Raw genomic sequence first — 13,306 nt, forward strand, 5'->3', positions numbered from 1 at the left:
CCTGCGCTCAGGTTGCGGAACCGGGCCGGTAGCGGGCGATGAAGGCGTTCGGCGGCAGCTGCGCCGGATCGTCGCCGGCGTTCTCGGCGTGCACGGTGGCGCCGGGCAGGTCCAGCGCCACCGGCGCATCGCCGAAGTTCGCGGCCACGTGCCATTCGCCATCGCCCAGGGTCCAGCCCGCGGCCACCGCCTTCGGCCCCAGCGTGCGTGCGTGCGCCGCACGCGCCTGCGCCAGCGCCGGCACCAGGTGCTGGCGGCGCAGCGCCAGCAGCGCCACGAACCAGTCGCGCCAGCGCGCGCCGTCGCCGTGGGTGGCATCGCCGATGTCGGCGATCGAGGCCTCGAACGTGGACAGCGCGTTCGGGTCGGGAATGGTCGCGCGCTGCTGCGGATCGGCGAAGGCGGCGAAATGCGCGAACTCGCGGCGCCGGCCTTCGCGCACCGCTTCGTCCAGCGGCGGCGCGAAGTCGGTGAAGAACAGGAACGGGGTGCGGCTGCCCCACGGCTCGCCCATGAAGAACAGCGGGATCATCGGGGTCAGTGCGGTCAGCGCCAGCGCCGCGCGCAAGGCCGGCTCGGCCACCTGGGTGATCAGCCGGTCGCCGCGCGCGCGGTTGCCGATCTGGTCGTGGTTCTGCGCGAAGATCACGAACTTGTGCGGCGGCAGCTGCGCGCTCGGCTCGCCGCGCGCATGCCCGCGGTGGTCGGCCTGGCCCTGGTAGGCGAAGCCTTCGCCCAGCACCCGCGCCAGGTGCTGCGCCGGCGCATCGGCGAAACCGGCGTAGTAGCCCTCGTGCTCGCCGGTCAGCAGCACGTGCAGGCTGTTGTGGAAATCGTCGTCCCACTGCGCGCTGTAGCCGCGCTCCAGCACGCCGGCCTGGTTGGCCTCGTTCTCCAGCACCAGGTGCACGTGGCGCCCGGCCGGCACGCTGGCCGCGATCGCCTCGCGCAGCGTGTCCAGGAACGCGTTCGGCACGATCGCGTGCACCGCGTCCAGGCGCAGGCCGTCGAAGCGGTAGTCGTGCAGCCACATCAACGCGTTGTCGATGAAGTAGCGCTGCACCGGCGCCAGCCGGAAGTCGATCGCCGCGCCCCACGGCGTCGGCGCGTCTTCGCGGAAGAACGCCGCGGCGTACTGGCCGATGTAGTTGCCGTCCGGGCCGAAGTGGTTGTAGACCACGTCCAGGAACACGCTCAGGCCCAGGCCGTGGGCCTCGTCGATCAGCGCCTTGAGTTCGTCGGGATGGCCGTAGGCCGCGGCCGGCGCATACGGCAGCACGCCGTCGTAGCCCCAGTTGTGGCGGCCGGGGAAGGCGGCCAGCGGCATCAGCTCGATCGCGGTGACGCCCAGCGCCGCCAGCGTCTGCAACTGCGCGCGCAGCCCAGCATAGCCGCCGCAGGCGCCCACGTGCAGTTCGTAGAACACCGTCTCGGACCACGGCCGGCCGCGCCAGGCGTCGTGCTGCCAGTGGTGGCCATCGCTGGCCAGCACCGCACTGGCGCCGTGCACGCCGTCGGGTTGCCAGCGCGCCGCGGGATCGGGCAGCGGCTGGCCGCCGTCGATCGCATAGCGGTAGCGGGTGCCGGCGGCGCAGGCGAGGGTCGCGGCGAAATAGCCGTCCGCCGCCGCGGCCAGCGGCTGCCGAGTGCCGTCGTCGAACACGATGTCGACGCTGGTCGCGTCCGGTGCCCACAACACGAAGCCGACCTTGCCGTCGGCGGTGGGCCAGGCGCCCTGGCGCAGCGCCGCGGACGGAGCGGTTGCGGCGTCGCCGGTCGGCGTTGCGCTCGTTGCGATGTTCAAGTCAATACTCCGCTTGCAACCAGAGGGTGGACAGCGGCGGCAGGGTCAGCGCCAGCGATTGCGCGTGCCCGTGCATCGGCTGCGCGGCGGTGCGCAGGGCGCCGCCGTTGCCCTGGTTGGAACCGCCGTAGTGGCCGCTGTCGGTGTTGAGGATTTCGCGCCACAGCCCGCCGCGCGGCACGCCGAGACGGTAGTCGTGGTGCACGTTCGGGGTGAAGTTGCTCACCGCCAGCAGCGGCGGCGCACCGCCTTCGCGGTCGTGGCGCACGCAGGCGAACACGCTGTTGCGATGGTCGTCGGCCACGCTCCATTCGAAGCCGTCCGCCGCGCGGTCGCTGCGGTACAGCGCCGGTAGCGCGCGCAGCTGGCGGTTGAGGTCGCCCACCAGCCGCGCCACGCCGCGGTGCTCGGCGCGCTGCGCCTGCGCCCAGTCCAGCGCGTGGTCGTGGTCCCATTCCTGCCACTGCCCGAACTCGCCGCCCATGAACAGCAGCTTGCGTCCCGGATGCGCCCACATGAAGGCCAGGTAGGCGCGCAGGTTGGCGAAGCGCTGCCAGCTGTCGCCGGGCATCTTCGCCAGCAGCGAGCCCTTGCCGTGCGCGACTTCGTCGTGCGACAGCGGCAGCACGAAGTGCTCGGAGAACGCATACACCAGGCCGAAGCTCATCTCGCTGTGGTGGTGCCGGCGGTGGATCGGGTCGCGCCGCATGTAGCTCAGCGTGTCGTGGGTCCAGCCCATGTTCCACTTGTGGCTGAAGCCCAGCCCGCCCTGCTCCAGCGGCGCGGTCACACCCGGCCAGGCGGTGGATTCCTCGGCGATCACCCGCACCCCGGGGAAGCGCTGCGCGATCTCGGCGTTGAGCCGGCGCAGGAACGCGATCGCCTCCAGGTTCTCGCGCCCGCCCTGTGCGTTGGGCACCCATTCGCCCTCGTTGCGGCCGTAGTCGCGGTACAGCATCGCCGCCACCGCATCCACGCGCAGGCCATCGACGTGGAAGCGCTCGATCCATTCCAGCGCGCTGCCGATCAGGTAGGCGACCACTTCGGCGCGGCCGTAGTTGTAGATCAGCGTGTTCCACTCGCGGTGCACGCCTTCGCGCGGATCGGCATGCTCGTACAGCGCGGTGCCGTCGAAGCGCTGCAGGCCGTGCGGATCGTCGGGGAAGTGCGCGCCGACCCAGTCCAGGAGTACCCCGATCCCGACCTGGTGGCAGGCATCGACGAAGCGCGCGAAACCGTCCGCATCGCCGTGCCGCGCGGTCGGCGCGTACAGGCCCAGCGGCTGGTAGCCCCAGGAGCCGCCGAACGGGTACTCGGCGATCGGCAGCAGTTCGATATGGGTGAAGCCCAGGTCCTGTACGTACGGGATCAGCTGCGCGGCCAGCGCATCCCAGTGCAGCGGCTGGCCGTGCGCGTCGTGGCGCCAGGAGCCGGCGTGCAGCTCGTAGATGCTCAACGGCTGCGCGGCGCCGGCGCGCGCCTCGCGCTGCGCCAGCCAGGCCGAATCGTGCCAGGCGAAATCGGCAGCGCTGGGCACCACCGAAGCGGTGTCCGGCGCGCGCGTGCTGTGGCGGGCGACCGGGTCGGCCTTGCGCGGCAGCGGCGTGCCGTCGGCGTCGAGGATCTCGTATTGATAGTGCTCGCCGCCGCGAAGCCCGGGCACGAACAGTTCCCACACGCCGGCCTGGCGGTGCAGGCGCAGCGGATGGCGGCGGCCGTCCCAGCCGTTGAAATCGCCGACCAGCGCGACCCGCCGCGCATGCGGCGCCCATACCGCGAAGCGCACCCCGTCGACCGTGCCGATGCGGCTGTGCTGCGCGCCCAGCGCGGTGCGCAGCGCGGCGCCGTCGCCCTCGGCCATGCCCTGCAGCCAGGCCTCGTCCAGCACCGGGCCGAACGCGTACGGGTCGTCGATTTCCTGCACGGCGTCCGGCCACACGATGCGCAGCCGGTAGGCCGTCGTGGTCTTCAGTTCGCCTTCGAACAGGCCGTCGGCATCCGGGTGCGCGCGCATCCGCGCCACCAGCTTGCCGTTGCCGTCGAGCAGGCCCAGCGCATCGGCGCCCGGCACCAGCGCGCGCACCCGGACCGCGCCGTCTGCGTCGCTGTGCGGGCCCAGCCAGGCGAACGCGTCCGCCGCCTCGCCACGCGCCAGTGCCTGCAGGGCGAGGCGTTCGCGCTCGTCGTTCGCCGCTTCCAGCGGCGCGTCCCACACCGTGATCGCGTCCGGCGCCCGTTCCCGTTCGCTCATGCCACCGCCGGCGACAGCGGTGCAGTGCGGTCGTACAGGGCCATGTACTTGCGCCCGGCCAGATCCCAGCCGCTGGGCCGCAGCATCGCCGCGCGGCGCATCGCCTGCAGCAGGCCGGGCAGGCGGAAGGTGCGGAACACCCGCTGCAGGCAGCGGCGCAGGCCATCGGCGGACGGTTCTTCGAACAGGAAGCCGGTCACGCCATCGTCCACGGTATCGATCAGGCCGCCGGTGGCGTGCGCGATCGGCAGGCTGCCGAAGCGCTGCGCGTACATCTGGCTCAGTCCGCAGGGCTCGAAGCGCGAGGGCATCAGCAGGAAGTCCGAGCCGGCGAACATGCGCCGCGCCAAGCGCTCCTCGAAGCCGATATGGGCGCCGACATGGCCGGGGAAGCGCCGCGCCAGCGCCGCCACCGCCTGCTCGATCTGCGGCTCGCCGCCGCCGATCACCACGATCTGGCCGCCGGCGGCAACGATCTGCGGCGCCACCTCGCAGATCATGTCCAGGCCTTTCTGGTGCACCAGCCGCGACACCACCGCGAACAGCGGGCCGGCGCTGTCGATCAGGCCGAACGCGCGGCGCACCTGGGCGGCGTTGTCGCGCTTGCCCTGGACCTGGTCGATGCCGAAATGGGTATGCAGGTGGTCGTCGGTGCGCGGGTCCCAGCTGGCGTCGATGCCGTTGACGATGCCGCTGAGGCGGCCGCTGGCGGCATGCCGGGCCAGCAGCGCGTCCAGGCCGCAGCCCTGCGCCGGGCCGGTGATCTGCGCGGCGTAGCTGACGCTGACCGTATTGATGTGGTCGGCGTGGACGATGCCGGCGCGCAGGAACGACATCTGCCCGTAGAACTCCAGGTCCTGCAGGCCGTCGCCCGGGATGCCCAGCGCGCCGGCCATCGCATACGGGAACAGGCCCTGGTAGGCCAGGTTGTGGATGGTCAGCAGGCACGGCGTGCGCCCGCCGGACCAGCGCACATAGGCGGCGGCCAGCGCGCACGGCCAGTCGTTGAGATGCAGCAGGTCCGGATTCCAGTCCAGCCCGGCGCGGCCGCCGGCGATCTGCGCGGCGGCGTGCGACAACGTGGCGAAGCGCAGCGCGTTGTCTTCCCAGTCGCGGCCTTCGCTGGTCACGTAGGGCGAACCCTGGCGCTCGAACAGCGGCGGGCACAGCAGCACGTACACGCACAGGCCGTCGGGGCGGTCCGCGCGGCCCAGCGCGCAGGCCGGCAGGCCGGCGTGGGCGGCGATGTGGCCGACGATCTGCAGCGGCCCGGTCTTGCGCAGCACCGCCGGGTAGCCGGGGATCAGCACGCGGATGTCGCAGCTGCCGCGCAGCGCGCGCGGCAGCGCTGCGGCCACGTCGCCCAGGCCGCCGGCCTTGATGAAGTCGGCCATCTCCGAGGTCACGAACAGGCTGGCGCGGCGCGGCGTCGGTTGCAGCTTGACGGTCACTTCGGCAGCGCGGATGAAGCGTCCGCGCGCATCGCGGTGGCGGCGCCGGGGCGCGCGCAGGACCGGATGGGTATCGCGTTGTCTATCGGGCAGATCGTCGGGCGTGGGAGGCGACATGGCGATTCCGTCGGGCAGGGGGGACGGGGCACACGGAGAGCAGGGGCACACGGAAAGCAGTTGCCGTCGCGCGTCCATGGCGGGCGTGCGACGTAGAACCGGAGACGAAAGAATTTGGAATCGAACGGGCGGGTTAGCGCCTCTTCAGTAATGTACGAACGCGGCAATAAAAGCAACGTGAAGCGGGTGCCTTGTCTACGCTGCGCCCGCGGGGTTACCGCATAGTGATTTCGCCGCCGCCCAGGCGGCATGACGCGATGGCGCCGATGAACCGTTTAGCTTCGTTTCCGATGCCGCCGTCCCCTGTCGCCGTCGGCGCGAACCCGCAGGTTGTGCTGTCTTCATCGGGCCGGTGCGGCCATGCCGGCATGGAGCAATCGGGACAACGGATGCGACGCGAGCTGGACGGCGTCGTGCTGGACGCCATCCGCGCCGCGGCGGCGGACGCGGTGCTGGTGCCGCCGATCCGGATCTCGCGCATGGCGCCGTGCTGAGCCGGCACGCCTTCGATGGCGTGTACTTCGGCGATGTTCGCGCCGGGGCGCCGCGCGCGCGGGAGCACTTCGTCGCCGAACCTCTGGCGGCGATCCGTTCGGCGCAGGACGGGAAATGGGTGTTCGGCTGAGTTGCGGATGCCGTGCGCCACCACGACGCGTGGACGGCGTGCGCCGGCAGCGCTCGCTAGTGCGCCGGCTGCAGCCGTTGCAGCGCCGCCAGCAGGCCGGCGTGGCTATAGGGTTTGGACAGGAAGCCGGTATGCGCCGGCAGCGTCGCGGTGTCGGGGTTCTTCATGCCGGAGGTGAGCAAGGCGGGGATCGCGATCAGGCGGCGGCGCAGTTCGCGCACCATGGTCACGCCGTCGCAACCGGGCATCTGCACGTCGCTGAAGATCAGGTCCACGTCCGCATGCCGCTCCAGCAGCGCGAGCGCCTCGTTCGCGTTGCCGGCGGACAGGACCCGATAGCCATCGGCATCCAGCATCATCGCCGCCAATTCCCGAATCATCTGGTCGTCCTCCACCAAAAGAATCGTGGTGAGGGCGCAAGTCCCGCGCATAATGCGACGCCACGTCGTGTTCAGTGCCTGCAGCTTCACGATTCGCCAGTGAAGCGCTGGTGACGCTGCAGTGATGCCGATATGCTGGACCTACCCATCGCGAGACGCAGCTTGCCCACCCACGCCCGCTATCGTCAGATCGTCGAACTCTCGCACGACTGCATCAAGGAAATCGGCCGCGACGGCGTCGTGCGTTCGATCAACATGCATGGCCTGGGCCTGCTGGGCGCGAGCGAGCCCAAGTGCGTCGTCGGTCGCGAGTGGGTGGCGCTGTGGCCGGAGGAGATGCGGCCGCTGGCGGAAACGGCGCTGGCCACGGCCTTGCGCAACGAGCAGTACGAATTCTGGGCGCAGCGCGACACCTTCGACGGCCGCCCGCGCTGGTGGCATGTACTGGCCAGCCCGCTGACCAACGCGGACGCCGAGGTGGAAAGCGTGCTGGTGATCAGCCGCGACGTCACCGAGCATCGCCAGATCGAGGAAGCCCTGCGCACGCTCGGCGATCTGCCGCAGTCCGCTGCCGTCGCCCAGCTGCCGACCGATGCGGACGCGCTGGGCCGGCAATGGCAGGCCGAACACGTGCAGTTGCGCGGGCAGCTGGACATCGCCCTGGCCGCGCAGCGCGTCGCCGAGCGGGCCATGATCCAGGCGCAGAAGGGCGAGGCGATCGGGCAGATGCTGGCCGGCATCGTTCACGACTTCAACAACATGCTGCAGACCGCGATGACCTCGGTGAGCATGGTGGCCGAGCATCCGCAGCGGCTGCAGCCGGACCAGCGCAAGCTGCTCGGCATCGCCGGCGAGGCGCTGCAGCATGGCGCGCGGATGACCCGGCGCCTGCTCGGCTTCGCCCGCGCGCACCCGGTCAAGCCGCAGTGGCTGGACCTGTGCGACGTGGTCGCGCACATGCAGCCGCTGCTGGCGCAGGCCTTGGGCGGGGAAATGAAACTGCAGCTAGCGACCGCGGACGGCGGCGCCACCACCTATGCCGACCGCAGTTCGGTCGAGCAGGCGGTGATGAACCTGGCCCTGAACGCGCGCGACGCCTGCCAGCCCGGCGACGTGGTGTCGATCCGCTGCGGCAGCCTGCAGGTGCCGCCGGCGCAGGCCGCGGCGATGCGCCAGCCGGGCCGCTACGTGACCCTGGCGGTCAGCGATCAGGGCGAGGGCATGTCCGAGGACACCAAGTCGCGGCTGTTCGAGGCCTATTTCACTACCAAGCCCGAGGGCAAGGGCACCGGCCTGGGACTGGCCCAGGTCTATGGCCTGGTGCGCCAGGCCGGCGGCTTCGTCGACGTGGACTCCGAGCTGGGGCGCGGCGCCACCATCACCCTGGCGTTCCCGTACGTCGCCGAAGCGCCGCCGGGCGAGAGCGGCGACAGCACGCCGCTGCCGGCGCCGGCCTGAGGCCGCGTGCACCGCGCACGCCCCTGCACGCGAGCATCCGGGCAGCTGCGGCAGCGCCGCCGCGCAGCGCGTCGGCGTTGCCATGGGAACCGAGCGGATCAGGGCTGCACGCGCGCTTCGGCTGCGCTCGCGCTGCAGCGCATGGCGCCTGCACCGATGGGATAACGCGACATCTGCATCATGATGCGGCCGCTGGAGGATCGCCAGCGCTGGCGCCTGGGGCGATCGACCTGCGCGCGCCGCTGCGTTGCCGAATGGCTGAACGAACCTGCCGGCGGCCGCGGCGCCGCGCGCTCGCCCATCTTCGCGAAAGCTTACTATTCGAGGTTTACAGTGGCGGCCGTCTTTTGCCCGCCCGACAGGAGAGAACGTGGGTACGAGTGGCAATCACAGCAAGGCGGTGCCGGTCGTGGCGCCAGGGTCCGCCACGCCGCGCTGGTGCGCGGATGCGTGGCCGCGTCGCGGCGCTGTCCGACGAGGCTGGCGGAACGCATGAGCATGGTCGCCCCCCCACCGACCCTGCCGGTCTCCGCTGCGCTCGATGCCGGCCATGCGGTGCTGCCGTCCGAGGCGCCTTTGCCGATGCCGGTGCAGTCGCTGCGCGAAGGCAAACTGCGCAACAAACGCGTGCCGAGCACGCCGCCGGGGATGTTCTGGCGGCGGCTGTACGTGTTCGGCAGCACCGCGCTGATGACCGCCTGCGCCAGCGTGCTGATCGGCAAGGTGCTGCTGATCGGCGGGGTCAGCGTGCTCGAAGCCTGCCTGATGGCGCTGTTCATCCCCCTGTTCGCGTGGATCGCGTTTTCGTTCGTCAGCGCGCTGGCCGGATTCGCGACCCTGGTGTTCGGCGGCGGGCGCAAGCTCGGCATCGACCCGGATGCGCCGCTGCCGACGGTGCGCAGCCGCACCGCCTTGCTGATGCCCACCTACAACGAAGACCCGCATCGGCTGATGGCCGGGCTGCAGGCGATCTACGAATCGGTCGAGGCCACCGGCCAACTCGCGCATTTCGACTTCTTCATCCTCAGCGACACCACCCGCGCCGCGGTCGGCGCCGAGGAAGAGCAGGTCTACGCCGAGCTAGTCGCGCGTACCGGCGGCCACGGCCGCATCTACTATCGGCGCCGCGCCGACAACGCCGAGCGCAAGGCCGGCAACATCGCCGACTGGGTGCGCCGTTTCGGCGGCGCCTACCCGCAGATGCTGATCCTGGACGCCGACAGCCTGATGACCGGCGAAACCATCGTGCGCCTGGTCGCGGGCATGGAAGCCCATCCCGATGTGGGCCTGATCCAGACCTTGCCGGAAGTGGTCAACGGCAACAGCGTGTTCGCGCGCATGCAGCAGTTCGGCGGCCGCGTCTACGGCCCGGTGATCGCCTACGGCGTGGCCTGGTGGCACGGCGCGGAGAGCAACTACTGGGGCCACAACGCGGTGATCCGCACCCTGGCCTTCGCCGAACAGGCCGGCCTGCCGGCATTGCCCGGGCGCAAGCCGTTCGGCGGCCACGTGCTCAGCCACGATTTCGTCGAGGCCGCGCTGATGCGCCGCGGCGGCTGGGCCACGCACATGGTGCCGTACCTGCAGGGCAGCTACGAGGAAGGCCCGCCGACGCTGACCGACCTGCTGGTGCGCGACCGCCGCTGGTGCCAGGGCAACCTGCAGCATTCCAAGGTGGTCGCCGCGCGCGGCCTGCACTGGATCAGCCGCATGCACATGATGATCGGCATCGGCCATTACTTCACCGCGCCGATGTGGGGCCTGCTGATGCTGATCGGCATCGCGATCCCGCTGCAGAGCAATGGCATCGACCTGGTCGCCACGGTGGTGGCGCCGTTCTCGCCGGCGCGCTACTGGCACCAGCAGGACTCGACCCGGGTGTTCTGGGTGTTCGCGGTGACCATGTTCGTGCTGCTGGCGCCGAAGGTGCTGGGCTACGTCGCCATGCTGCTGAAACCGCAGGAGCGGCGCGGCTGCGGCGGTGCGTTGCGCGCGCTGTTGAGCATGCTGCTGGAAACCGTGCTGGCGGCGCTGATGGCGCCGGTGGTGATGTACGTGCAGTCGCGCGGCGTGGCCGAAGTGCTGGCCGGCAAGGACTCGGGCTGGGACGCGCAGCAACGCGACGACGGCCGCCTGTCGTGGCTGGCGTTGGCGCGCAGCTACGGCGGACTCAGCGCGTTCGGGCTGCTGATGGGGGCGATGGCCTATGTGGTGTCGCCGTCGCTGGCGGCGTGGATGGCGCCGGTGGTGATCGGCATGGCGCTGGCGATTCCGGTGGTGGCGCTGAGTTCCTCGCGTGCGGCCGGGCTGTGGCTGCGCCAGCTGCGCATCCTGTCCATCCCCGAAGAGCAGCAGCCGCCGGCGGTGCTGCTGCGCGCGGGCGAATTGCGCCGCGCCGCCGCCGCGCGCCGCGCCGGCGGCTGACGCGGCAGGCATAATGCGCCCCATCTCGATGGAGACCGCGCGCATGCTGGAAACAGTGGAACACGAAACCGCCGCTTCGCCGGCCTGGACCGTGCTGTGGCTGCATGGACTCGGCGCCGACGGCCACGACTTCGCGCCGCTGGTGCCGGAACTGCTGCGGCCGGGCTGGCCGGCGTTGCGCTTCGTGTTTCCGCATGCGCCGGTGCGCGCGGTGACGATCAACAACGGCGTGCGCATGCGCGCCTGGTACGACATCGTCAGCCCGGATTTTTCCAACCGCGCCGATAGCGCCGGCGTCGCCGCCTCGGTCGTCCTGGTCGAGGAACTGATCGCGCGCGAGCACGCGCGCGGCGTGCCCGCCGAGCGCCTGCTGCTGGCCGGTTTCTCGCAGGGCGGCGCCATCACCCTGGCGGCAGGCTTGCGCCGCGAACGGCCGCTGGCCGGCTTGATCGCCCTGTCCAGCTACCTGCCGGAGGTGGCCGGCGTGGCCCGCTGGCATGCGCCGGCGGCGCTGTCGCAGCCGCTGTTCATGGCCCATGGCCAGGGCGATCCGGTGATCCCGCAAGCCTATGCCGAGCAGACCGCGCAGGCGCTGCAGGCGCTGGGCATGCCGGTGCAGTGGCAGCGCTATCCGATGGCGCACCAGGTCTGCGCCGAAGAGATCGCCGATCTGCGCGACTGGATGAGCGCGCGCTTCGCCGCCGGCTGAGCCGCGGCCGCAGCGCATTGCCGCGTGGGCGGGACCCGCGGCAATGCACTGCGGCGCGGATGACGGCCCGCCGGCAGCGGGGCTACTATGCGGCGAGACCGCGCTCTGGCCCACTGAGGTGACGTACGTGAAGGTGCTGATCGCCGACGACGAACCCTTGGCACGCGAGCGCCTGCGTGCGCTGCTGGCCGAGCACGCCGGCGTCGAGGTGGTGGCCGAGGCCGGCAATGGCCTGGAGACGTTGCGCGCCTGCGCCGCGTTGCACCCGGATCTGGTGCTGCTGGACATCGCCATGCCCGGTGTCGACGGTTTGGAGACCGCGCGCCACCTGGCCAGCTTCGAGCCGCGCCCGGCGGTGGTGTTCTGCACCGCCTACGATGCGCACGCGCTGTCCGCGTTCGAGGCCGCGGCGATCGACTACCTGATGAAACCGGTGCGCGCCGAGCGGCTGGCGGCGGCGCTGGAGCGCACGCGCACCTTCATGGCCGGCCGTAGCGGCGCCGCGGCGATTCCGTCGCAGCAACGCCGCAGCCACCTGTGCGCACGCTTGCGCGGCAGCCTGCGGCTGATCCCGGTCGACGACATCCACTACCTGCAGGCCGAGGAAAAATACGTGGTGGTGCACCATGCGCGCGGCGAGGACCTGATCGAGGAGTCGCTGAAGTCGCTGGAAGAGGAATTCGCCGAGCGCTTCGTGCGCATCCATCGCAACTGCCTGGTCGCGCGCCATGAGCTGGTCGAGCTGCGCCGCCTCGGCGAGGGCCAGGTGCATGCGCTGCTGCGCCATGGCAAGCAGCCGCTGGAGGTAAGCCGGCGCTGCGTGGCGCAGCTGCGGCAGGAGATCCGGCATCTCTGAGGGGCCGGGATTGGGGATTCGGGATGAGCATCCATGCGGCTGTGGAAGGCGGGGATTCGGGATGCGCGGCCGTTCGGCGGTGGAAGGGGCGGGATTGGCGGGGGGTGTTGGCTCCGCGGCTGCGGCCTGCGGCGGTGCTTTCCGCGATAATGGGCGGATGAAGATCCTGCGCATCGCTACCCGCAAGAGTCCGCTCGCCCTGTGGCAGAGCGAACATGTCGCCGAACGTCTGCGCCAGGCGCACCCGCAGCTGGACGTGGTGCTGGTGCCGATGAGCACCCGCGGCGACGAGGTGCTGGACCGCTCGCTGGCGGCGATCGGCGGCAAGGGCCTGTTCCTGAAGGAGCTGGAGCTGGCGATGCTGCGCGGCGAGGCCGATTGCGCGGTGCATTCGCTGAAGGACGTGCCGATGGAGCTGGACCCGCCGTTCGTGCTGCCGGCGATCCTGGTCCGCGCCGACCCGGCCGATGCGCTGGTCTCCAATCTCTATGCGTCGCTGGAGGCGCTGCCGCTGGGCGCGCGCGTGGGCACCTCGTCGCTGCGCCGGCAGGCGCAGCTGCGCGCGCGGCGCCCGGACCTGCAGCTGCTGGACCTGCGCGGCAACGTCAACACGCGCCTGGCCAAGCTCGACAACGGCGGCTACGACGGCATCGTACTGGCCTGCGCCGGCCTGCAGCGGCTGGGCCTGGCCGCGCGCATCACCCAGCGCCTGCAGGCGCCGGAGTGGCTGCCGGCACCGGCGCAGGGCGCCATCGCGGTGGAGTGCCGCGGCGACGACGCGGCCGCGCTGGAGCTGTTCGCCGTGCTCGACGATGCGCCCACCCGTCGCTGCGTGGAGGCCGAGCGGGCGATGAACCGCGCGCTGCACGGCAGCTGCCACGTGCCGGTGGCCGCGTTCGCGCACTGGCAGGGCGAAGACCTGCTGCTGCAGGGCATGGTCGGCGGGGTCGCCGACGGGCGCCTGGTGCGCGCCGACGCGCAGCATCCGGCACACGATCCGCAGGCGCTGGGCCAGGCCGTGGCCGAGGCGCTGCTCGGCGCTGGCGCGCGCGAGCTGCTGGATGCCGCGCTGCCGGCCTGAGGGCCGGCGGGGCACCCGTTGCATCCGGACAAATCCGGTATCCGCAGGCAGCGAACCTGGAGCGACTCTTGCCCCCTTTTCGGGATCAGCCGCGACAGGCGTTACCGGTAACGCCTGTCGCGGCTGAAACCGCCTACAGAACTGCGCTCA

11 protein-coding genes are annotated in these 13,306 nt (G+C 71.3%); 7 read left to right on the forward strand and 4 right to left on the reverse strand.

Annotated features, from left to right (window positions below; genetic code table 11):
• Positions 1 to 7: 7 nt before the first annotated feature.
• From treZ to glgA, 3 genes are all read right to left on the reverse strand, one after another.
• Positions 8 to 1,744 carry a malto-oligosyltrehalose trehalohydrolase gene (treZ, locus tag FZ025_RS11795; protein WP_046979690.1) on the reverse strand — a complete coding sequence of 579 codons (1,737 nt, stop codon included), beginning with the start codon at positions 1,742 to 1,744 and terminating at the stop codon, positions 8 to 10.
• A 61-nt stretch (positions 1,745 to 1,805) separates the two neighbouring features.
• Positions 1,806 to 4,055 carry a 1,4-alpha-glucan branching enzyme gene (locus FZ025_RS11800; protein ID WP_046979671.1) on the reverse strand — a complete coding sequence of 750 codons (2,250 nt, stop codon included), beginning with the start codon at positions 4,053 to 4,055 and terminating at the stop codon, positions 1,806 to 1,808.
• The gene (gene glgA / locus FZ025_RS11805; protein ID WP_104558507.1) at positions 4,052 to 5,623 is read right to left on the reverse strand and encodes a glycogen synthase GlgA; all 1,572 of its coding nucleotides are present in this window, start codon (positions 5,621 to 5,623) and stop codon (positions 4,052 to 4,054) included. Before glgA ends, FZ025_RS11800 begins: the two co-directional genes overlap by 4 nt.
• Before the next feature lie 266 nt (positions 5,624 to 5,889).
• Here glgA and FZ025_RS22405 point away from each other — a divergent pair, with 266 nt between their 5' ends.
• Positions 5,890 to 6,117, forward strand: a complete 228-nt coding sequence (locus FZ025_RS22405; RefSeq protein ID WP_244292364.1) for a hypothetical protein — start codon at positions 5,890 to 5,892, stop codon at positions 6,115 to 6,117.
• Entirely contained in the window at positions 6,111 to 6,248 is a 138-nt protein-coding gene (locus tag FZ025_RS22410) for a hypothetical protein (protein WP_244292365.1), read from the forward strand. The genes FZ025_RS22405 and FZ025_RS22410 overlap by 7 nt, the downstream gene beginning before the upstream one ends.
• A gap of 56 nt (positions 6,249 to 6,304) precedes the next feature.
• Here FZ025_RS22410 and FZ025_RS11815 read toward each other — a convergent pair whose 3' ends face one another.
• Complete coding sequence (locus tag FZ025_RS11815) at positions 6,305 to 6,718, reverse strand: response regulator (protein WP_244292366.1); 414 nt, start codon at positions 6,716 to 6,718, stop codon at positions 6,305 to 6,307.
• Between the two features lie 72 nt (positions 6,719 to 6,790).
• On the opposite strand from FZ025_RS11815, the gene FZ025_RS11820 reads away from it, so the two are divergent.
• The 5 genes from FZ025_RS11820 to hemC all read left to right on the forward strand — a co-directional run bounded on the left by FZ025_RS11820 (position 6,791) and on the right by hemC (position 13,156).
• Positions 6,791 to 8,086, forward strand: coding sequence for a two-component system sensor histidine kinase NtrB (locus FZ025_RS11820; RefSeq protein WP_046979688.1), 1,296 nt, complete (start codon positions 6,791 to 6,793; stop codon positions 8,084 to 8,086).
• A 492-nt stretch (positions 8,087 to 8,578) separates the two neighbouring features.
• Complete coding sequence (mdoH, locus tag FZ025_RS11825; protein WP_046979668.1) at positions 8,579 to 10,510, forward strand: glucans biosynthesis glucosyltransferase MdoH; 1,932 nt, start codon at positions 8,579 to 8,581, stop codon at positions 10,508 to 10,510.
• 43 nt (positions 10,511 to 10,553) lie between these two features.
• Positions 10,554 to 11,219 (forward strand): alpha/beta hydrolase, encoded by a 666-nt coding sequence (locus tag FZ025_RS11830; protein ID WP_046979687.1) that lies wholly within the window; start codon positions 10,554 to 10,556, stop codon positions 11,217 to 11,219.
• A 127-nt stretch (positions 11,220 to 11,346) separates the two neighbouring features.
• Positions 11,347 to 12,075, forward strand: a complete 729-nt coding sequence (locus FZ025_RS11835; RefSeq protein WP_046979667.1) for a LytR/AlgR family response regulator transcription factor — start codon at positions 11,347 to 11,349, stop codon at positions 12,073 to 12,075.
• A gap of 157 nt (positions 12,076 to 12,232) precedes the next feature.
• A complete protein-coding gene (hemC, locus tag FZ025_RS11840) occupies positions 12,233 to 13,156 on the forward strand; it encodes a hydroxymethylbilane synthase (protein ID WP_046979666.1) in 924 nt (307 codons plus the stop codon).
• Positions 13,157 to 13,306 lie beyond the last annotated feature (150 nt).

The sequence above is a fragment of the Xanthomonas hyacinthi genome, from assembly GCF_009769165.1.
GTDB classification, from domain to species: domain Bacteria; phylum Pseudomonadota; class Gammaproteobacteria; order Xanthomonadales; family Xanthomonadaceae; genus Xanthomonas_A; species Xanthomonas_A hyacinthi.

Bases quoted from the DNA above. Each gene is read 5' to 3' on its own strand.
- hemC (WP_046979666.1), top strand. From the start codon at position 12,233: ATGAAGATCCTGCGCATCGCTACCCGCAAGAGTCCGCTCGCCCTGTGG.
- FZ025_RS11800 (WP_046979671.1), bottom strand. From the start codon at position 4,055: ATGAGCGAACGGGAACGGGCGCCGGACGCGATCACGGTGTGGGACGCG.
- FZ025_RS22405 (WP_244292364.1), top strand. From the start codon at position 5,890: ATGAACCGTTTAGCTTCGTTTCCGATGCCGCCGTCCCCTGTCGCCGTC.
- glgA (WP_104558507.1), bottom strand. From the start codon at position 5,623: ATGTCGCCTCCCACGCCCGACGATCTGCCCGATAGACAACGCGATACC.
- mdoH (WP_046979668.1), top strand. From the start codon at position 8,579: ATGAGCATGGTCGCCCCCCCACCGACCCTGCCGGTCTCCGCTGCGCTC.
- FZ025_RS11830 (WP_046979687.1), top strand. From the start codon at position 10,554: ATGCTGGAAACAGTGGAACACGAAACCGCCGCTTCGCCGGCCTGGACC.